19 protein-coding genes, 1 tRNA gene and 1 riboswitch are annotated in these 17,659 nt (G+C 60.8%); of the genes, 13 read left to right on the top strand and 7 right to left on the bottom strand.

Annotated elements, in window-relative coordinates:
* Nucleotides 1–15 precede the first annotated feature (15 nt).
* The 4 genes from HB860_RS13640 (at nucleotide 16) to aqpZ (ending at nucleotide 3,017) form a co-directional block, all read left to right on the top strand.
* Nucleotides 16–255, top strand: coding sequence for a hypothetical protein (locus tag HB860_RS13640; RefSeq protein WP_247627005.1), 240 nt, complete (start codon nucleotides 16–18; stop codon nucleotides 253–255).
* 50 nt (nucleotides 256–305) lie between these two features.
* Nucleotides 306–1,232: a Gfo/Idh/MocA family protein gene (locus tag HB860_RS13635; protein WP_247627004.1), complete on the top strand. Its 927-nt coding sequence runs from the start codon at nucleotides 306–308 to the stop codon at nucleotides 1,230–1,232.
* A gap of 263 nt (nucleotides 1,233–1,495) precedes the next feature.
* Complete coding sequence (gene ruvC / locus HB860_RS13630; RefSeq protein WP_139438236.1) at nucleotides 1,496–2,017, top strand: crossover junction endodeoxyribonuclease RuvC; 522 nt, start codon at nucleotides 1,496–1,498, stop codon at nucleotides 2,015–2,017.
* 313 nt (nucleotides 2,018–2,330) lie between these two features.
* Nucleotides 2,331–3,017 (top strand): aquaporin Z, encoded by a 687-nt coding sequence (gene aqpZ / locus HB860_RS13625; RefSeq protein WP_025327805.1) that lies wholly within the window; start codon nucleotides 2,331–2,333, stop codon nucleotides 3,015–3,017.
* A 118-nt stretch (nucleotides 3,018–3,135) separates the two neighbouring features.
* Here aqpZ and HB860_RS13620 read toward each other — a convergent pair whose 3' ends face one another.
* The gene (locus HB860_RS13620) at nucleotides 3,136–3,834 is read right to left on the bottom strand and encodes a lytic transglycosylase domain-containing protein (RefSeq protein ID WP_139438319.1); all 699 of its coding nucleotides are present in this window, start codon (nucleotides 3,832–3,834) and stop codon (nucleotides 3,136–3,138) included.
* Nucleotides 3,835–4,159: 325 nt separating this feature from the next.
* Here HB860_RS13620 and HB860_RS13615 point away from each other — a divergent pair, with 325 nt between their 5' ends.
* Nucleotides 4,160–4,600, top strand: a complete 441-nt coding sequence (locus tag HB860_RS13615; RefSeq protein WP_226989643.1) for a GNAT family N-acetyltransferase — start codon at nucleotides 4,160–4,162, stop codon at nucleotides 4,598–4,600.
* Here HB860_RS13615 and HB860_RS13610 read toward each other — a convergent pair.
* Nucleotides 4,591–5,142: a DUF1439 domain-containing protein gene (locus HB860_RS13610; RefSeq protein WP_161507403.1), complete on the bottom strand. Its 552-nt coding sequence runs from the start codon at nucleotides 5,140–5,142 to the stop codon at nucleotides 4,591–4,593. The two genes, HB860_RS13615 and HB860_RS13610, sit on opposite strands and share 10 nt — an antisense overlap.
* Nucleotides 5,143–5,238: 96 nt before the next feature.
* On the opposite strand from HB860_RS13610, the gene cls reads away from it, so the two are divergent.
* The gene (cls, locus tag HB860_RS13605) at nucleotides 5,239–6,720 is read left to right on the top strand and encodes a cardiolipin synthase (RefSeq protein ID WP_139438243.1); all 1,482 of its coding nucleotides are present in this window, start codon (nucleotides 5,239–5,241) and stop codon (nucleotides 6,718–6,720) included.
* A 107-nt stretch (nucleotides 6,721–6,827) separates the two neighbouring features.
* The gene (locus HB860_RS13600) at nucleotides 6,828–8,096 is read left to right on the top strand and encodes a DUF945 family protein (RefSeq protein ID WP_247627003.1); all 1,269 of its coding nucleotides are present in this window, start codon (nucleotides 6,828–6,830) and stop codon (nucleotides 8,094–8,096) included.
* Between the two features lie 64 nt (nucleotides 8,097–8,160).
* On the opposite strand, the gene purU is transcribed toward HB860_RS13600, so the two are convergent.
* Nucleotides 8,161–8,997 carry a formyltetrahydrofolate deformylase gene (purU, locus tag HB860_RS13595; RefSeq protein WP_247627002.1) on the bottom strand — a complete coding sequence of 279 codons (837 nt, stop codon included), beginning with the start codon at nucleotides 8,995–8,997 and terminating at the stop codon, nucleotides 8,161–8,163.
* Nucleotides 8,998–9,206: 209 nt separating this feature from the next.
* Nucleotides 9,207–9,353: riboswitch (FMN riboswitch) on the top strand.
* 105 nt (nucleotides 9,354–9,458) lie between these two features.
* On the opposite strand from purU, the gene ribB reads away from it, so the two are divergent.
* Both ribB and HB860_RS13585 read left to right on the top strand, forming a co-directional pair.
* On the top strand, nucleotides 9,459–10,112 hold the full coding sequence (gene ribB / locus HB860_RS13590; protein ID WP_139438249.1) for a 3,4-dihydroxy-2-butanone-4-phosphate synthase: 654 nt from the start codon (nucleotides 9,459–9,461) through the stop codon (nucleotides 10,110–10,112).
* Nucleotides 10,113–10,335: 223 nt separating this feature from the next.
* Nucleotides 10,336–10,578, top strand: a complete 243-nt coding sequence (locus HB860_RS13585; protein ID WP_025327798.1) for an Lpp/OprI family alanine-zipper lipoprotein — start codon at nucleotides 10,336–10,338, stop codon at nucleotides 10,576–10,578.
* A 133-nt stretch (nucleotides 10,579–10,711) separates the two neighbouring features.
* Here HB860_RS13585 and HB860_RS13580 read toward each other — a convergent pair whose 3' ends face one another.
* Nucleotides 10,712–11,560: a tetratricopeptide repeat protein gene (locus HB860_RS13580; RefSeq protein WP_247627001.1), complete on the bottom strand. Its 849-nt coding sequence runs from the start codon at nucleotides 11,558–11,560 to the stop codon at nucleotides 10,712–10,714.
* Nucleotides 11,557–12,279 (bottom strand): 4'-phosphopantetheinyl transferase family protein, encoded by a 723-nt coding sequence (locus HB860_RS13575; protein ID WP_247627000.1) that lies wholly within the window; start codon nucleotides 12,277–12,279, stop codon nucleotides 11,557–11,559. Before HB860_RS13575 ends, HB860_RS13580 begins: the two co-directional genes overlap by 4 nt.
* 276 nt (nucleotides 12,280–12,555) lie before the next feature.
* On the opposite strand from HB860_RS13575, the gene HB860_RS13570 reads away from it, so the two are divergent.
* The 3 genes from HB860_RS13570 (at nucleotide 12,556) to HB860_RS13560 (ending at nucleotide 15,113) form a co-directional block, all read left to right on the top strand.
* Nucleotides 12,556–13,044: a C40 family peptidase gene (locus HB860_RS13570; protein ID WP_162519271.1), complete on the top strand. Its 489-nt coding sequence runs from the start codon at nucleotides 12,556–12,558 to the stop codon at nucleotides 13,042–13,044.
* Nucleotides 13,045–13,195: 151 nt separating this feature from the next.
* Complete coding sequence (rlmF, locus tag HB860_RS13565; protein WP_247626999.1) at nucleotides 13,196–14,137, top strand: 23S rRNA (adenine(1618)-N(6))-methyltransferase RlmF; 942 nt, start codon at nucleotides 13,196–13,198, stop codon at nucleotides 14,135–14,137.
* 253 nt (nucleotides 14,138–14,390) lie between these two features.
* Nucleotides 14,391–15,113 (top strand): MaoC family dehydratase, encoded by a 723-nt coding sequence (locus HB860_RS13560; RefSeq protein WP_247626998.1) that lies wholly within the window; start codon nucleotides 14,391–14,393, stop codon nucleotides 15,111–15,113.
* Nucleotides 15,114–15,173: 60 nt separating this feature from the next.
* Here HB860_RS13560 and HB860_RS13555 read toward each other — a convergent pair whose 3' ends face one another.
* On the bottom strand, nucleotides 15,174–16,172 hold the full coding sequence (locus HB860_RS13555) for a DUF481 domain-containing protein (protein WP_247626997.1): 999 nt from the start codon (nucleotides 16,170–16,172) through the stop codon (nucleotides 15,174–15,176).
* Between the two features lie 19 nt (nucleotides 16,173–16,191).
* Nucleotides 16,192–17,109 carry a L,D-transpeptidase family protein gene (locus tag HB860_RS13550; RefSeq protein WP_247626996.1) on the bottom strand — a complete coding sequence of 306 codons (918 nt, stop codon included), beginning with the start codon at nucleotides 17,107–17,109 and terminating at the stop codon, nucleotides 16,192–16,194.
* Nucleotides 17,110–17,478: 369 nt separating this feature from the next.
* On the opposite strand from HB860_RS13550, the gene HB860_RS13545 reads away from it, so the two are divergent.
* Nucleotides 17,479–17,568 (top strand) — tRNA-Ser (locus HB860_RS13545).
* Nucleotides 17,569–17,659 lie beyond the last annotated feature (91 nt).

Below are 17,659 nucleotides of genomic sequence, written 5' to 3'. Positions count from 1 at the left end.
CATTGGGAGAGATAAATGGCGGTTAAGGTCAGATCCAGAAGAGAGAAGATGGGCAGCGGGCTCGGGCTGGTGATCGGGATTATTGCCTTCAACCTCATGGTGCCCCTGCTGTTTGAGAAGCAGGCGAACTTTGATTTCAACCAACTGCTCTGGGCTGCGGTCAGCGCCATGCTCTGTTCCGAGTTGGGGGCCAGAGTGGGCAAATGGCTGGATGCCAGAGAGCAGGCCAAGGGGCTCTCGAAAGAGCTCGAATAGAAAGCGCCGGATGTTACCCTGTGCCATCGCACTCATGACAAGGAGTTCCCATGCGCATTGCCCTGATTGGCCTCGGTGATATCGCCCAGAAGGCCTATCTGCCGCTGCTCGCGAGCGACGAGCGGATCACCCCGCTGCTCTGTACCCGCAATCCTGCGGTATTGAATAAGCTGGCCCGCCAGTACCGCATTGCCGAGTGCTTTACCGAGGTGGATGCGCTGCTAGGGAGCCGCCCGGACGCCGTGATGATCCACGCCGCCACCGCCGTGCATGGCAAACTGGCGGAGCAGTGTCTGCGCGCCGGCATCCCCACCTTTGTCGACAAGCCACTCTGTGACAACGCAGCCGAAGTGGAGGCGCTTGCCGACCTCGCCCTGGCGCAGGATTGCCCGCTGTTTGTGGGCTTCAACCGTCGCTATCTGCCTGCCATGGCCGCCGCCCGAGCGCAGCCGCTTGCAGATAATCAGCCGCTTACCGAGCTTAACTGGCAAAAGCACAGGCACTCCCTGCCGGGTATGCCGCGCCAGTTTCTGTTCGACGACTTTATCCATGTACTCGACAGCCTCTGCTGCTATGGCGGCGCCCCGAGCGGAGATCTGCACGCGGTGCTGCGGCGAAGTGCCCAGCAGCCCGAGTTGCTGGCCGGGGTAAGCGTCGCCTGGCAGAGCGGCGACTGCGCCGTGAGCGGCAGTATGAACCGCAGCGCCGGTCTCACCGAGGAGCGCATCGACGCCTATGGCGACAACCTCTCCCTGCATATTGAGAACTGCACCCGGGGCACCCTGGCCAAAGACAAGGTGGTGCAGACCCTGGCCCCCGACGATTGGCAACCGGTGCTGGCAAGCCGGGGTTTTGTCGCCATGCTGGCCCACTGGTATCAGCAAATTGAAACGGGCAGGGCCGATGGGGGACTTATCGAGAGCTATCTGCACAGCCACAGGCTGGCGGAGCGACTGGTTGAGCTGGCGGGGGAGTGAGCCCGGCTCGCCCTTCCCATGGGCCGCCGATGGACTGCAGGGGCGAGAAAACAACCAGAGTACTGTACAAGATGACGCATCCCTGTGCGGTTGACAGGGGAGGGCGCCGCCGCGCGAGCCAAGGGGGCGCTTGTTTGCTATCTTGGCGCCCATGAAAGACCTGCAGAGCAACAGAGTGTGATGAGCAACGTTTCGCAAATGGCGCCTGGCCTGCCACGGGCCCGTGATGAGCGCCCGGTCGCGGCGGACAAGGTGATCCCTTCATGAGCATTATTCTGGGCATAGACCCCGGTTCGCGGATCACCGGCTACGGCGTCATCCGCATCGTCTCCGGCAAGGCGGAGTACCTGGGCTCGGGCTGCATCCGCACCGACCTGGGCGAGCTGCCGTCACGGCTCAAGCAGGTGTATGACGGGGTGAGCGAGATCATCACCCAGTTCAAGCCGGACGAGTTCGCCATCGAGCGGGTCTTTATGGCCCGCAACGCCGACTCGGCGCTGAAGCTAGGTCAGGCGCGGGGCAGCGCCATCGTCGCGGCGGTCAATGCCCTGCTGCCGGTGAGCGAATACTCGGCGACCCAGATCAAGCAGGCGGTGGTGGGCACGGGCGGCGCCGCCAAGGAGCAGGTGCAGCACATGGTGACCCATCTGCTCAAGCTCTCTGCCACTCCCCAGGCGGATGCGGCGGATGCCCTCGGGGTGGCGCTCTGTCACTTCCACACCCGCCAGAGCCTCATCAAGATGGCGGGACGTGCCACCGGCTCGGTGCGTGGCCGTTACCGCTGATCCCTGACGGGCTCTGGGAGGACGCCCATAGCGCCTGGCACCACCCTGTTGCCAGGCGTGCTGTTCTCAAAAGCGCTGATTGGGTCACAACCTGTCGCACGGTCAGGGGGGACTCTGATGAGAAGTGGGGACGGCGCGGGAGAGGAAGCCCCTACCGAATCAATAACTTGTGATGTACGTCACACATTCTGCGTAAAATAAGCCAGCTTCGTCTTATGCCACCACACTCCCATAATATGGCGCCTGTTGAATAGCAGTGTCCGTATGAGCCTTTTTCAGGCTCCTGTTCTAGTCATCATCGGGAGATATGAGAGTGAAACCATTTGCAGCTGAATTTATGGGCACCTTCTGGCTGGTGCTGGGGGGCTGTGGCAGTGCCGTGCTGGCTGCCGCTTTCCCGAATGTGGGGATAGGCCTGCTGGGTGTGGCCCTGGCGTTCGGTCTGACCGTGCTGACCATGGCCTTCGCCATAGGTCACATCTCTGGTTGTCACCTGAACCCGGCCGTGACCCTGGGTCTGTGGGCTGGTGGCCGTTTCCCGGCATCGGGCGTCGTGCCTTACATAGTGGCTCAAGTCCTTGGTGGGATTGCGGCGGGCGGCGTGCTCTATGTGATCGCCAGCGGCCAGGCCGGGTTTGACGTGAGCGCCGGCTTTGCCTCCAACGGTTATGGTGAGCACTCACCGGGCGGCTACAGCCTGCTGGCGGCACTGGTGTGTGAAGTGGTGATGACCGGCTTCTTCCTGTTCGTCATCATGGGTGCCACCGACAGCCGTGCACCTGCGGGCTTTGCCCCCATCGCCATCGGTCTGTGCCTGACCCTTATCCACCTCATCAGCATTCCGGTGACCAACACCTCGGTGAACCCGGCGCGCAGTACGGGTGTGGCGCTCTTTGTGGGTGACTGGGCCGTCAGCCAGCTCTGGCTGTTCTGGGTCGCTCCCATCGTCGGTGCCATTCTGGGGGCATTGGCCTATCGCGTGATCGCCACCAAAGAGTGAGCTGTTACTGAACTACGTGTGGTATCGACACGCCTGAGGGCGTGTTTTTTTGTTTCTGGAGGGCAGCGAAACCGGGATGACTCCGGTTTTATCTGTTTTCTAAAGAGAAAGGAGGGGCTTATAACCCACGGGCGCTCAGCATCTCTTTATAGCGCTGGTGCAACAGCTTGACCCGTGCCACATAGGCCCGGGTTTCTGCATAAGGCGGTATGCCACCGTGTTTTTGCACCGCACCGGCCCCGGCGTTGTAGGCGGCCGTGGCCAGGGCAACGTTGCCGTCATACTGCTTGAGCAGGCCCGCCAGATACTTCACCCCGCCGAAGATGTTCTGCTCCGCCAGCAGGGCATTGCCGACCCCCAGCTCGCGGGCGGTTGCCGGCATCAGCTGGGTCAGCCCCATGGCCCCCTTGCGAGAGACCGCCAGGGGGTTGAAGGCGGATTCGGCGTGGATCAGCGCCCGGATGAGGGCGGGCTCCACCTGATAGGTCTTGGCCGCCGCCGTGATGGTGCTGGCATAGTCGTAGAGGAAGAGGCCGGTGGTGCGCCAGTTGACCCTGGAGGCGGGATCGCAGGCGTAGCAGTCGTTGAACAGCAGCAACTCGTAATGCCCCTGCTCCGGCATCATGTCGGAATAGCGCACCACACCGTTCTTTTGCACCGACTTGTAGACCTGGATCTGGCGCGCGGCGGGGGGTGGTGCGGGCTCTGCCACCCTGGGTGACGGGATCGACTCGGATGTCAGGACCACCACCTCGGCCGGTGGCGGCGTCTGACTCCAGGCACTGAGGGGGAACAGCGAAATGGCTCCCAGCAACATCCATGCTTTCAACGGCTTGCTCCTTAAGCCTTGTTAGCCACGTTGAGTAAAGCATCCGGGGCGAGGCAGAACAAGGGCCCCGGCGACGAGTCGCAAGAAAAGCCCGGGCAGAGGGCGCCAATAGCCCCCGAGGTGGATGACGCCGCCCCGCAAGGGGCAGTGGATGGCGCCGCAACTCCCCAGCTGGCTATTGGCTTTTTTGTAAGTTAAAGGCGTGTTATCTTGCTGTTGCTCCACTCTGGTCTGATCTCTTCGTGGGGCCGGTTGATAGGGCAAGAGAGGGCCAGGTGGCCAGGGCGAAATGGGTATGATAAGCAGGCGGGCGATGGAGCTCAGATTCGAAGAGTACTGTGATGCGGATCTTTCCCTGATCAGGGACTATTACGAGACGACGTTTTCCCACTATGTACCGGATCTGGCCGAGCGGATCTTCGTGGTACGGGATGCCCATTGGCTGGTGGGGGCCGTGCGCCTGCGCGACGAACAGGACTATTACCACCTGTGCGGTTTCCGGCTGTTGCCGCACTACCAGTCACTGGGGCTGGGGTCCCGGCTGCTGCAGCATGCCTGCAGCGATCTGCTGGACAAACCCGTGATCTGCCACGCCTTGCCCTTCGAGAAACCCTTCTACCTCAAGGCGGGCTTTGCCCACCTTCCCCTGCATGAACTCGACGGACCGCTTCATACCCTCTATCACCAGCAGCGCGAACAGGGTTACCAGATCGAGCTGCTGGTGCGTCAGGCGACGGCCCCTGTCTACAACTGATCCTTCGGCTTGGTCAGCAGGCGGATCTTGCCCGGTGACAGCTCCAGCCCCAGCAGATTCTCCTTGAGCCAGGCCTGGTTGGGATCCTTGTCGTCGAGCTTGTAGACGGGCTGGGTCTCCAGCCGTTTCTCCATGCTCTGCAGCAGCATCCTCAGCATGAAACCGAACTTCTGCTCCGCCGCCGCCGGCTCCAGCTTGTAGTCAATCAGCTTCATGTTATCGAGGAAGAGCGCGCTCTGGGCCTTGTCGTAGCGCGGCCTTGCCTCATAGGTCATGTTCAGCAGCGCGTCGTACTGGGTCTGGTCCGGCAGGGAGATCTTCAGTTTCCCCTTGCCAAAGACCCTGGCGGTATCCGGACTCTGGCGACCGATCTGGACATCGCTCTGCTCGAGCTGGACATGGGCCTTGATGATGCCGGGCAACTCCAGCTGTTTGTCGACTTGCACCTGGGATTGCAGGTACTGGTTTATCTGTTGCTCATTGATGTCATATGAGCCTTGACCTAGCATGGCCAGACTCAGCAGCATAGATTGCAGGATCATGCTAACGACCTGATAGAATGGGTTTGTCCCACAGCATACCATTGTGGCCCTGCGGGATCTGCCCATGCCCTTTGTCCATTACACCAAGGAGTCGTCTTGCTCGACGGTCTGGAATACGACATTCAGTTGCTGTTCTCCCGCTTTCTTGGCTGGCTGTTGCTGTTGTTTCACACCGTGATAGTGGCGGGGATCTCCCTGCGAGTGGTGATGAAGCGGCGCCCCATCGGTGTCTCCCTCGCCTGGCTGGCGCTCATCTATGCCATCCCCTTCGCCGGGGTCGGCTTCTATGTGCTGTTTGGGGAGATACGGCTCGGCCGCAAGCGGGCCGAACGCGCCCAGGCCATGTATCGCCCTTATGCCATCTGGATCCGCCAGCTCGCCCGCCTCTTTCCCCAGCACTGCTGCGAGGTGGGCAGCAAGGCGCGCCCGCTCCATGATCTGATCCAGGGGCGGCTGGCCATGCCCATGCTCTCGGGCAACCGGATGACGCTGCTGCACAAGCCCGACACCATCATTCAGGAGATAGTGCGCGACATCCGCGGCTCCTCCCAGTCCTGCTATCTGGAGTTCTACATCTGGCATCCCGGTGGGGACGTGGACGCGGTGTGCGAGGCCCTTGTCGAGGTGGCGGCGCGCGGCGTGGATTGTCGCGTGTTGCTCGATTCCGTCGGCAGCAAGACCTTCTTCCGCTCCCCATGGCCTAAGTCGCTGCGCGCGGCCGGGGTCAAGGTGGTGGAGGTGCTGCCGGTGGGGGCCTGGCGCATTCCGTTCCAGCGCCAGGACTTGCGCATGCACCGCAAGCTGGTGGTGATAGATGACAGGGTCGGTTACACCGGCTCCATGAACATGGTGGATCCCCGCTTCTTCAAGCAGGATGCCGGTGTCGGTCAGTGGGTCGACATCATGATCCGGGTGCAGGGGCCCGTGGTGCCCCTGATGTGGTCCACCTTCGTCTGGGACTGGGAGATGGAGACCGGCGAGCGGCTGCTCGACAGCCTGCAGCACGAACCCGAGGCCTGGCCGCAAACCAACTATCGGGCCCAGCTCATTCCCTCCGGCCCCTTCGTCGGCGGTGACTGCATCCAGCAGAGCCTGTTGCTGGCCATCTATCAGGCGCGCCACCACCTGGTGCTGACCACCCCCTATTTCGTACCGGACGACCCCCTGGCGGCGGCGCTCTCCTCGGCGGCGGCGCGGGGCGTGCTGGTGCAGCTGGTGCTGCCGGCGCGCAACGACTCCCTGATGGCCAACCACGCGAGCAACTCCTTCATGGAGGATCTGCTGGCGGCCGGGGTCGAAATCTACCGCTATGATGCCGGTCTGCTGCACACCAAGAGCGTGCTGGTGGACGACGACTTCGCCCTGGTGGGCACGGTCAATCTCGACAGACGCAGCCTCTGGCTCAATTTCGAGATCACCCTGCTCATCGACAACCCGGTGTTTGTCGCCGAGATGAATCAGCTGGTGCAGGGCTACATGCTGGAGGCGACCCCCATGTCGCTGACCCAGTGGCGGGCCCGCCCCTGGTACAAAAAATTGCTGGAGAACATCTTCTACCTGTTCAGCCCCTTGCTGTGACAGTCGAGAATGGGGAATGAGCCGGGATCTGGCTTGCTTGTGTTCCCATACTCCCCGTAGAGTGCGCCTAGGCACCCGCCATAGAAAAATCAGGAGTAAGAGAGCAGATGAAAAAGACAGTGGCCATGGCTGCCGGAGCGGCATTGGTGGTGGGTGGGCTGGGCGCCTGCTGGTACACGGGCAATGCCTTCGATCGCATCCTGGGGGAGCAGATCGTGAGGGCCAAGCAGGAGAGCGGCGTCGAGATCACCTGGTTGCCCACCAGCGAGAACCTGTTCACCCGTGATGGGGTGCTCAAGGTGGTGGTGACACAGGAGACGCTGGCGAGTTTCGATCCCCAGATGGCGGGAAGCGACCCCATAGAGCTGCAACTGCGCGTCAACAGCCGCCTGCTGCCGCTCTATATCAAGAGCAACATGCTGCTCGACACCTCGGCGGGGACCCTTGCCCCGGTCTTCACCGCCCTCGGCATGCAGCAATGGCAGCTTGGCCTGGAGTCGGCCAGCAGCCTCTGGACCATGAGCAACAGCTCCCGTTTCTGGGCCAGCGACTTCAAGGTCAAGGAGGGGCTCAACGAGTTCAGCTTCCTGCCACTGAGCGGGGATTATCGCGGGGATCTCGATGGCAATGGCCACCTGGTCTTCCAGTGGCTGGGCATGACGGTCCACGATGCGCAGAGCAAGATGGATCTGGCCCTGGCGGATCTCAAGGGCAGCGCCGACATGGCCGAGATCAGCGGCATCTGGCTCTCTCCTAACAGCGAGATGACGCTGTCCGCCCTCTCCTTGCAACTGCCGGAGAGCGTCAAGCTCTCGTTGCAGGGGGTCAGCACCAACACCCAGCTGGCGGGGGACGATGCCCAGACCCTCTCCAGCCGTTATCAGATGAAGGTGGCGACCCTCAATCTGGAGAACGAGAGCGACAGCCTGGCGCTGACCCAGGGAAGTCTGGATCTGGCGCTCAAGGGGCTGGATCTGGAGGGCTATCAGACCCTGCAGGAGGCCAGCAGCCAGCGGGTGGACGAGGCGGCTATCCAGGAAGCGCTGGACAAGATGCTGCAACGGGGTGCCACGCTGGAGCTGACCGATCTCAGCGCCCAGCTCAACGGCGAGCCCGTCAGCCTGAAAGGGGAGGCCAAGCTGGCGCCAACGACCCTGGCACAGCTGATGGGAAGCGAGGAGGGGATGCAGGCCCTGTCCGGGCTGCTCAATGCCAGTCTCGGCGACCAGCTGGGCAAGGCAGTGCCGCAGCTGGCGCCCATGCTGGCCCAGTTCACGGCCCTGGGTTATCTGAAGGCGGAGCCGGCGCACCTCAATGCCGAGCTCAAGCTCGACAAGGGAGTGGTCACCATCAACGGTCTGCCCCTGCCTCAATAAGCGCAGGCAGACGAAAAAGGCTCCCTCGGGAGCCTTTTTGCTGGGCGTCGAACGACGGGCTGGGTTACTTGAACACCACCGTCTTGTTGCCGTAGACGAAGACCCGTTCGTTCAGCACCAGCTCCAGGGCCCGGCTCAGCACGGATTTCTCCACATCCCGTCCCGCCTTGGCCATGTCGTCGGCGCTGAAGGTATGGCCCACGTGGATCACGTCCTGCTCTATGATGGGGCCTTCATCCAGATCGTCGGTGACGAAGTGGGCGGTGGCACCGATCAGCTTGACTCCGCGATCGAAGGCCTGACGATAGGGGCGGGCACCGATGAAGGCGGGCAGGAAGGAGTGATGGATGTTGATGAGCTTGCGCGGATAGGCCTCCACGAAGCTCGGGGTCAGCACCCGCATGTACTTGGCCAGGATCACGTAATCCGGCTGGTAGCCGTCGATGAGGGTGCGTACCTGCTCTTCATGCTCGGTGCGGCTGAGATCCTCGTGGCTCACGGCATGGAAGGGGATGTCGAACTTGCCCGTCAATTCTGCGAGCGTGTTGTAGTTGCCGATCACCGCCACTATGTCCATGTCCAGCGCGCCGGCGTAGTTCTTCATCAGGATGTCGCCGAGGCAGTGGGTCTCCTTGGTGACCAGGATGACGATGCGCTTCTTGCCCGCCTTGACCAGACGGCGCTGGGCGCCCGCCGGCAGGGCATCGTCGAGATCCGCCAGCAGGGTTTCGTCGTTGAAGCGACCCTCCAGCTCGGTACGCATGAAGAAGCGACCGTTCTCGTGATCCACGAACTCGTCGTTCTTGTTGATGTTGAGCTGGTGCTTGTAGCAGATGTTGGTGATCTTGGCGATGAGTCCCTTGGCGTCGGGGCAATCGGTCAGCAGTATTTTCTTTTCCATCTCTGTCATGATTCCGTTTGTGGTGTTGGCGCCCGAGTCTGCGCGGGCTGCACGTTTTTGCTGGCACTATGCCATAAACAAAATCAGAAAGGACAGCGCGCCGTGCAGCTGAGTGGCAAGTCGCCAGCGGGGGGCGGTGCACTGCATCCTATTCATCTTTGATGGGTTTTGGGCTGGTATCCTGGGTTTTTTTTCTTTAGGCTGTCTGCGCTTATTCTCAGGGCGGGGTGAAATTCCCCACCGGCGGTATCCCGATCTGACTCGGGGAGCCCGCGAGCGCCCGACCTAGGTCGGGGTCAGCAGATCCGGTGAGATGCCGGAGCCGACGGTCACAGTCCGGATGAAAGAGGATAAGACAGATACTGCACTCCTGGCTCCCTATGGGCCGGCTGCTGCATACCTATCTCTGTCTGCCTTTCCATGCCCTGATTCTGGTCCTTGTCTTGTTTAGGAGTCTTACCATGAATCAGTCTCTACTCAGTGAATTTGGTGATCCCATTGCCCGCGTCGAAGCCGCGCTGGCCGCATTGCGTGCCGGTCAAGGGGTGCTGGTGGCCGATGATGAAGATCGGGAGAACGAGGGTGACCTCATCTTCGCCGCCGAGTCCATGACCAATGAACAGATGGCCATGATGATCCGCGAATGCTCCGGCATCGTCTGCCTCTGCCTGACCGACGAGCGGGTACGCCAGCTCGAGCTGCCCATGATGGTGGAGGCCAACTCCAGCCATTATCAGACCGCCTTCACCGTGACCATAGAAGCGGCCCAGGGCGTCACCACGGGTGTCTCCGCCGCCGACCGCATCACCACCATCCAGGCCGCCATCGCCGACGGCGCCCGACCCTCTGATCTGCATCGCCCGGGCCATGTCTTCCCGCTGCGTGCCCGCACCGGCGGCGTGCTGACCCGGCGCGGTCATACCGAAGCCACGGTGGACCTGATGCAGCTGGCCGGTCTCAAGCCTTACGGGGTGTTGTGCGAGCTGACCAAGGCCGATGGCTCCATGGCCAGGTTGCCGGATCTGGTGACCTTCGGTCGCCTGCACCGGATGCCGGTGCTGACCATCGAAGATCTGGTGCAATATCGTCAAATGCTGTCTGAACGTTCGGCTTAAGCTTCATACGAAATTGTATTAAGGGCATTTTTTGGTTACGCTTGGTGCGAACCTCATCCAGGGCACTCGTTTTTGACTTAGATTTGCACAAAAAGTGTGCGTTTAAAAAAAAATGAGGGTTTTAATGCATTTATCTGTGATGGGGCCTATCCAAACTCGTATTTATTTGTGCCATAATCACGCCGCTTGCTAAACGTCTGGCGAGTTAAAGGGAGCTTTAAAAATGAAGAAAATGTTGTTGGTAGGTGTTGTTGGTCTGTCTGCCCTGCTGGGCGGTTGTGCAAACACCAGCGAACTGGAAACTTCCGTTCAGAATCTGTCTAACAAAGTTGACCAACTGGCTCAAGATGTTAGCGCAGTTCGTGCTGATCAATCCAAGATGGCTGCTGATATCGCAACTGCTAACCAAGAAGCAGCTCGTGCTAACCAGCGCATCGACAACATGGCTACTTCCTACAAGAAGTAATCCATGCGAAAAAATGGCGCATTTCAATGCGCCATTTTTTTTTGCCTGAAATTCGTCATTTCTCTTAATTACTGCACTGCCTGCCTGAACAAGGCAATGCCGATTGCTCGGCATCCCCTGATATCTTCATCGATCAATAAAGCAGGCTGTAGAGCTTGCGACGATAACTCTGCGCCGCCGGGTGTGCACCCATGGTGGTCAGGATATCTAGATAGATCTTCTTGGCATCGCCAAATGCCATGTCGCGCTTGAGAATGTTGAACAGCAACGCCAGGGCTTCTTCCTGACGGCCAACCTGACTGTACTGCACCGCCAGCTCCTGGGTGAGGGCGTCGTCGTCCGGTGTCTCGGCGTGACGCTGCTCCAGGGCGCGCAGTTCCGGGCTGTCGCTGGCTTGCAGCGCCAGGGCCAGGCGGGAACTCAGGGTCTGATAGTGATCATCCTGTGCCACCATGGGGATGGTCGCGAGCAGGGCCTGCGCCTCATCCAGCAGAGCCAGATCCAGCGCCGCCTGCACCAGCCAGAGGCTGATGTCGTGACGCTCGGGAGCCAGTCGGTGGGCCTGGGTGAGATGGGCATGGGCCACATCTGCCTGACCCTCAGCCAGGGCTTGCTGACCCTTCTCGAGCAGCAGCTCCTCTTCCTTGGGGGCGAAGGTGGCGAAGTACTGGCGCAGGGTGGCCTCATCTTGCGGCCCTTCCAGGATGGCCTGCTCGTCCGGGCGCCCCTGATGGAACAGCACCAGCGCGGGCAGCGCGCGCAGACCCAGCTGGCTGGCCAGGGGTTGCAGCTGGGGATCGTTCATGTCGACCTTGGCCAGGGTGACCGCGGGATTGGCCGGGCCGACCAGGGTCTCCACCAGCGGGGTCATGCCCTGGCATTCTGGCATCTGCGGGGCGTGGAAATAGATGACGACCGGCTTTTTCATGGACGCATCGATCAGTTCGGCGTGGAAGTTCTGGGGATTGATGTCGACGATCATGAGGCTGACTCTCGGAAAATGGTGTGGATCAACATGGGGTCCAGGGACGTGGATTTCAAGCGCTCATCCAGCAGGTAGCCATTGATCTGGCGAGTCGGGGCGGCGAGGCTCAGCCAGCCGCTGCCAACATGCCAGTCCAGCACCTGATAGCTCCGGGTATCGAGCCGGTTGTCCAGCCGCCACCCCTCTTCCGGTACAAAGCGCACCTTGTCGAGCCCCGCGGCAATGCCGGCCCCCTGGGCTTTCAGCACCGCCTCCTTGCGTGACCAGAGCCGATAGAAGGCCGAGGCCTGCTCCCGGGATGGCAGGGCAAGCAGCCACTGATATTCCTCAGGGGCATAGAAACGCCGGGCCAATGGCAGGACGGGGCGCCGGCGCAAGCCCATCTCCACGTCCACGCCGAGGGGGCCTTGCTGGCAGAGGGCGAGTACTAACCAGTCCCCGCTGTGGCTGAGATTGAACTGCCAGTCATGGCTGATCAGGGTGGGCTTGCCGTGCTCGCTGGTGCGAAACACCAGCGCATCGGGCGGACAGCCAAGCCGCTCGGCCAGCAGGCGGCGCAGCAGTATCCGGCCGAGCAGGTACTCACGCTGGCGGCCAGGCTGGCGGATCTCGTGCCAATGGCGAAATTCGTCCGGCGAGAGCTCTGCTTGCAGCCCGATCAACTGCTCGGCGTCGATGAGCGCCGGTTTTAACAAATAGAGATCCGCATAGAGCATAATATTTCACTTTAAAATGAGGTCGAAACAGCGATAACGATCCGTTTTGACAGGGCAAAACCGCTACTTTTGCGATTGTATATTGTTTGGCCATGATCACATTAATCATGCAAAACAGTGCATTTCCTTGCAAAAATGTGAGGTCGATAGGGATTTTCGCTTGCCTCGATAGAATTCTTGGATATAGTCGGGTGCTGTTGCCTTATAAATTGCCCTGTCGGGCTGCATTTTAACAAGTTTCACTCTATTTGCGGGGATAAAGGATTGCGCCACCTGATGCTACTGCTGGTCGCGCTCGGAATGGTGGGTTGTGCTTCTGCACCCCAGCCCGAGGTCGCGAGCAAGATCGAGGTTTCCATGATGGAACCCGTGATTGAACCTGAAGTTTCACCCACACCAGATGTCAACGAAATCCTGACCGTATACAAAGAGTGGCGTGGCGTCCCTTACCGCATGGGGGGCAGCAGCCAGCGAGGCATAGATTGCTCCGCCTTCGCCCGTGAAGTGTTCCGCAATGCCGTCGGCATCGAATTGCCCCGCGATACCCGCTCCCAGGTTCATGAAGGCACCCGCGTTTCCAAGCAGGATCTGGTGGAAGGGGATCTGGTCTTCTTCAAGATCAACCGCCGCCTCAATCATGTGGGCATCTATGTCGGCAACGGTGAATTTATCCACGCCTCCACCCGCGCCGGGGTGACCCGCTCCAAGCTCGACAACTCCTATTGGCGCAGCAAGTTCTGGCAGGCACGCCGGATCGAGATCTGAGTCAGGCTGGACAAACGGCTCGCAGTACGGACTGTTTTTCCAACCTCACTTGAACCGGGCTCCTGGAGGCCCGGTTTTTTATGGTCCTCGTTTAGACTTTCCCTGGCCGACTCTCTATAGTGTGGCCCCCTCGATCCTCGGCAGGCCCAGCATGAAGACCCAGCACAAATCCGGATTGCACCCGCGCAATCGCCACCAGACCCCTTACGATTTTGACGCCCTCTGTCAGCGTACTCCCGAGCTGCTGCCTTTCGTGTTCGTCAACGAACATGGCACCCGGACCCTGGATTTCGCCGATCCGGCCGCCGTCAAGGCGCTCAACCGGGCCCTGCTGGCGTTGCACTACGGCATCCAGCACTGGGATCTGCCGCCGGGCTACCTCTGTCCCCCCATCCCGGGCCGGGTCGATTACCTGCATCGGGTGGCGGATCTGCTGGCCGAGAGTGCGGGGGAAGTACCAAGGGGCAAGGGGGTGCGGGTGCTGGACATAGGCGTCGGGGCAAACTGCATCTATCCCCTGCTGGGGGCCCGTGAGTATGGTTGGCGCTTCGTGGGATCGGACATCGATCCCGTGTCGGTCAAGGCGGCGACCCTGCTGGCGGCGAGCAATGGCCTGGGCAGCCAGATAGCGTGCCGCCATCAGGACAACCCCAAGCAGATCTTTCGCGGCGTCCTGGGGCCGAAGGAGCGCTTCGCCCTTACCCTGTGCAACCCGCCGTTCCACGCCTCGCTGGCGGAGGCGAGCAAGGGGACGGAGCGCAAGCTGCGCAACCTCGGCAAGGCGCCGACGGGGGCCCCCGTGCTCAACTTCGGCGGACAGAAGGCGGAGCTCTGGTGCGAGGGCGGCGAGGCGGCGTTTCTGGCCGGCATGATAGAGCAGAGCAAGGAGTTTGCCGGTCAGTGCCTCTGGTTCAGCTCGCTGGTGTCGAAAAAGGAGAATCTGCCTGCCGCACGAAAGGCGCTGGCTCGGGTGGGGGCGCAGGATGTCAGGGTGATCGACATGGCGCAGGGCAACAAGGTGAGCCGGATCCTGGCCTGGAGCTTCCTGGACGAGGCGAGCCGAACTGCCTGGTGGTCTGCTCCCGGCCGCTGAGGAAAAAGGGGGTGTTGAGAGCAAAAAACCCCCGAACCACACCCTTTGCCAGCCCCGAGGTTTTCCGTCTCGTTCCCCTCGTTGCAATCGTTTTTCCGCTTTATACCTGCCCGTTTTTCCCTGCGTGTTAGTGACCACTTTCATCCCCGGTACAGTTGTACGCCGAGATTTTTTTGTACTTACCTGTGAAACTTTCATAAAATGGGACTGGTTAGACCTCTTTACAGGCTTTGAATCGAATAGGGATCGGTACATGAAAGTTGTCGATTTTCTGAAGCACAAGCGCGAAATCCTGGCGCAACACCCCTTTGAGCTCAAGGATTGGCTCTCTCCGGCGATCCGTGACTACTGGCGTGAGTTTCAGCAAAAGGCACACCTTCACCCTTTGCTGGGGCGAGTGCTGGATCTGCAGGCCGACCAGTCGCTGGTACGGCAGCAGCGCGCATCCCAGGCTCAGGCGGTCAACAGCCAGCCGACCCTGATCGAAGAGAACCCGGTGGAGCTGAGTGGCGAAGCCGCCACCCTCTACGCCGAGCTGCAGGCCCGGATCGGGGAAGAGACCCATGTGGGTGAGTGGTTGCAGATAAATCAGGGGTTGATCGATCAGTTCGCGGCCGTGACCGGTGACCATCAGTGGATCCACACCGACCCCGAGCGTGCGGCAGCCGAGTCGCCATTCAAGACCACCATTGCCCACGGTTTCCTGACCCTGGCCCTGCTGCCCCAGCTCACCGGCTCGGTGGACGAGGCGACGCCGGAATTCCCGAGCGCCCGCATGGTGGTGAACTTCGGTCTGGAGCAGGTCCGCTTCCCTTATCCCATCAAGGTGGACAGCAACATCCGTGCCCGTACCAGGCTGTCGCGAGTCACTCCCATCAAGGGGGGGATCGAGCTGCTCAAGGAGATCAAGATAGAGATCGAGGGGATCCGCCGCCCTGGTTGCGTCATCGAGTCGGTCACTCGGATCTATTTCTAACGCCCGTCCCTCACGGCGATACACAGGCCCACTTCGGTGGGCCTGTGTCGTTTCTGGGGGCTAGAAGCTGGCGCCCAGGGTGATGATGTGACGCCACTCCTTCTCGCTCACATCCATGTCCAGGCCGTGGTAGTCGAACCAGACATCGTCCCAATCCAGCTCGCTCGACCAGGAGAGGCGCAGGTGATCGTTGAAGTAGTACCTGAGCCCCAGGCTGCCGCTGACGGACTGTTTTCTGGTCAGGTAGGGGGAGGGTTGATCGACGAACTTTTCATAGCTCCCCTTGCTGAACAACTCGAACTTCTCCTCCCAGAAGGCGAGAGGTTGCCGGTAGTCCCAGCCCAGGTTGACGAAGGGGTAATTGATTATCCTGTCGTCAAAAATGTCCGAATTGCTCCACACCTCCGGCCTGAAATAGGCCCGCTCCAGACCCAGCTGGGTGATGAACTCCAGGCGGCGCCGCTTGTCATTCCAGAAGCGGTAGCCGGGGCCTGAGGCATAGTCGATTTCCAGGTAGCCCGCTTCGATCAGGTTGTAGTCGATGTCAATGGAGGAGCTCAGGAACCAGTGATCGTCGAAGAAGAAGTCGAGTTTGGGTTTTAGCTTGTATTCGTGGCTGTCGGTGATGTTGTTCGCCGTCTCGTAGATGTACTCGCCATCCAGACTGTAACGCCAGTCCAGATTGGCCAGCTCGGTGGAGACCTTGAGGTTGACGTTGTTGGTCTTCTTGGTGTTCTCCTTGAGCTTGATGTTCAGATCGCTGGTGCCGCTCAGGAGCCAGGCATTCACTTCGTCAGGTGCGTCCAGCAAGGGGATCCCCGTCTTGGTCAGCGGTTTTGGCTGCTCCTGCTTGTCCAGGCGCCAGCGCTTGATGGCATGGCGCTGGACGGTCAGGGCCTTGCTGTAGGATGGCTTGATGCGGATCTGATCGTCCGTGATCTCTTCTATGGTGCCGGTCAGGCGATCGCCGTTCTGCATCCACAGTATGTCCGCCATCGCGGCTGATCCGGGCAGCAGGGTCAACAGGAGCGCCAGCAGGGGAAGGCCGCATCTCGTCATGGTGATCTCCGGGAGGATCTTAGCCGCTGATGGGGCGGGGCAGCCCGTTCTTGTGGTCGAGCAGGGCCGTCACCCGGGCGCCGTCTATCTCGGGGGCCGCGATAAACTGCTCGACCTCGGGGGAGAGCACCAGGGGCGCACCCTCGGCCATCTCCGCTTCGGTGCGGGAGAGGGGGGAGTGCACCTCCAGCCAGCGGCGGCCATCGGGCTCGACCGCCATCTTGACCGGCTGGTTGATCACCTGCACCCGGGTACCGACAGGCACTAGGCTGAACAAGGTCTCTATGTCATCCGGGCGCAGCCGGATACAGCCCGCGCTGACCCGCAGACCGACCCCGAACTCCTTGTTGGTGCCGTGAATGAGGTAGTCCTTGTTGCCATAGCCGAGGCGCATGGCGAACTTGCCGAGGGGATTGTCCGGGCCCGGGGGCACCACGGCCGGCAGATCTATGCCCTTTTGCTCCAGCCAGGACTTGCGCACCATGGGGCCTGGCACCCAGGTCGGGTTCGGATTCTTCGCGATGACAGTGGTGGTCATCTCGGGCGTCTCGCGACCTATGTCACCTATACCGATGGGCAGCACCATCACCTGCGCCTTGTCCTTGGGGAAGTAATAGAGGCGTAGCTCCGGCAGGTTGATGACGATGCCCTCCCGCGGCACATCGGGCAGCAGCATCTGGGTCGGCAGGGTCAGCCGGGTGCCGGGTGTGGGCAAATAGGGATCTACCCCGGGATTTGCCTCGAGCAGCGCCAAAAAGCCAATCTGGGTATGTTTGCCGACCAGCTCCAGATGATCGCCAGGTTGGACTATGTAATCTTCCAGCTCACCGATGAGACGGCTGCCCGCCGGTGGAAGCGGATAGGTTATCGACCAGGCCGGTGTGGTCCAGAGGCTGGCAGCGGCCAGCAGCAGTGAGACGATACGGATATTGCGCATGGTTTTTCCTATCGGCAGTTCTCGAGGGAAGTGCTTCCCTCCCCAAAAATGAGCGGAGATTGTCAACCAATCGACCGGGGATTACCAGCGTCAGACCGTGCGTCTCCCGGGCCGTATCGAGGCATGTCGAGGGGGATTTTCGGCCCGCAGCCCCCGGTTTGTCGGGGAAAGGGGAATAAGCCTGGATCGGCGCCGGGGTGGTCGGCCCTGGGACCAGGTCCGACACCTTGGCGTCGCACGTCGGCAAGCAAGCCTGGGCCTGGCAAGGGGGGGGCCGCCACAGGCTGACGGTTTAATAGCCAGTCGTCTGATCTGCAACGAGATTTACGTTGATTTCCCGACTCGGGTTAGGTCAATATGAGGGCCCGCGGAGAGATGCCGGAGTGGCCGAACGGGATTGACTCGAAATCAATTGTGGCAGCAATGCCACCCAGGGTTCGAATCCCTGTCTCTCCGCCACTTATACAGCCCAACTGATTGAATCAGTTGGGTTTTTTATTTATGTGTTTCTTCTGGTATGCCATTAGGTGTTGGCTGGCATGCTACCTGG

The sequence above is a fragment of the Aeromonas genomosp. paramedia genome (genome assembly GCF_023093515.1).
Taxonomy (GTDB): Bacteria; Pseudomonadota; Gammaproteobacteria; order Enterobacterales; family Aeromonadaceae; genus Aeromonas.
This window is presented reverse-complemented; position numbering and strand designations above follow the sequence as displayed.

What these genes read in the sequence shown, in the direction of transcription:
- HB860_RS13640 (WP_247627005.1), top strand. Translation starts at nt 16, where the DNA reads ATGGCGGTTAAGGTCAGATCCAGAAGAGAGAAGATGGGCAGCGGGCTC.
- HB860_RS13635 (WP_247627004.1), top strand. Translation starts at nt 306, where the DNA reads ATGCGCATTGCCCTGATTGGCCTCGGTGATATCGCCCAGAAGGCCTAT.
- ruvC (WP_139438236.1), top strand. Translation starts at nt 1,496, where the DNA reads ATGAGCATTATTCTGGGCATAGACCCCGGTTCGCGGATCACCGGCTAC.
- HB860_RS13620 (WP_139438319.1), bottom strand. Translation starts at nt 3,834, where the DNA reads ATGTTGCTGGGAGCCATTTCGCTGTTCCCCCTCAGTGCCTGGAGTCAG.
- HB860_RS13615 (WP_226989643.1), top strand. Translation starts at nt 4,160, where the DNA reads ATGGAGCTCAGATTCGAAGAGTACTGTGATGCGGATCTTTCCCTGATC.
- HB860_RS13610 (WP_161507403.1), bottom strand. Translation starts at nt 5,142, where the DNA reads ATGATCCTGCAATCTATGCTGCTGAGTCTGGCCATGCTAGGTCAAGGC.
- HB860_RS13600 (WP_247627003.1), top strand. Translation starts at nt 6,828, where the DNA reads ATGAAAAAGACAGTGGCCATGGCTGCCGGAGCGGCATTGGTGGTGGGT.
- purU (WP_247627002.1), bottom strand. Translation starts at nt 8,997, where the DNA reads ATGGAAAAGAAAATACTGCTGACCGATTGCCCCGACGCCAAGGGACTC.
- ribB (WP_139438249.1), top strand. Translation starts at nt 9,459, where the DNA reads ATGAATCAGTCTCTACTCAGTGAATTTGGTGATCCCATTGCCCGCGTC.
- HB860_RS13585 (WP_025327798.1), top strand. Translation starts at nt 10,336, where the DNA reads ATGAAGAAAATGTTGTTGGTAGGTGTTGTTGGTCTGTCTGCCCTGCTG.
- HB860_RS13580 (WP_247627001.1), bottom strand. Translation starts at nt 11,560, where the DNA reads ATGATCGTCGACATCAATCCCCAGAACTTCCACGCCGAACTGATCGAT.
- HB860_RS13575 (WP_247627000.1), bottom strand. Translation starts at nt 12,279, where the DNA reads ATGCTCTATGCGGATCTCTATTTGTTAAAACCGGCGCTCATCGACGCC.
- HB860_RS13570 (WP_162519271.1), top strand. Translation starts at nt 12,556, where the DNA reads ATGCTACTGCTGGTCGCGCTCGGAATGGTGGGTTGTGCTTCTGCACCC.
- rlmF (WP_247626999.1), top strand. Translation starts at nt 13,196, where the DNA reads ATGAAGACCCAGCACAAATCCGGATTGCACCCGCGCAATCGCCACCAG.
- HB860_RS13560 (WP_247626998.1), top strand. Translation starts at nt 14,391, where the DNA reads ATGAAAGTTGTCGATTTTCTGAAGCACAAGCGCGAAATCCTGGCGCAA.
- HB860_RS13555 (WP_247626997.1), bottom strand. Translation starts at nt 16,172, where the DNA reads ATGACGAGATGCGGCCTTCCCCTGCTGGCGCTCCTGTTGACCCTGCTG.
- HB860_RS13550 (WP_247626996.1), bottom strand. Translation starts at nt 17,109, where the DNA reads ATGCGCAATATCCGTATCGTCTCACTGCTGCTGGCCGCTGCCAGCCTC.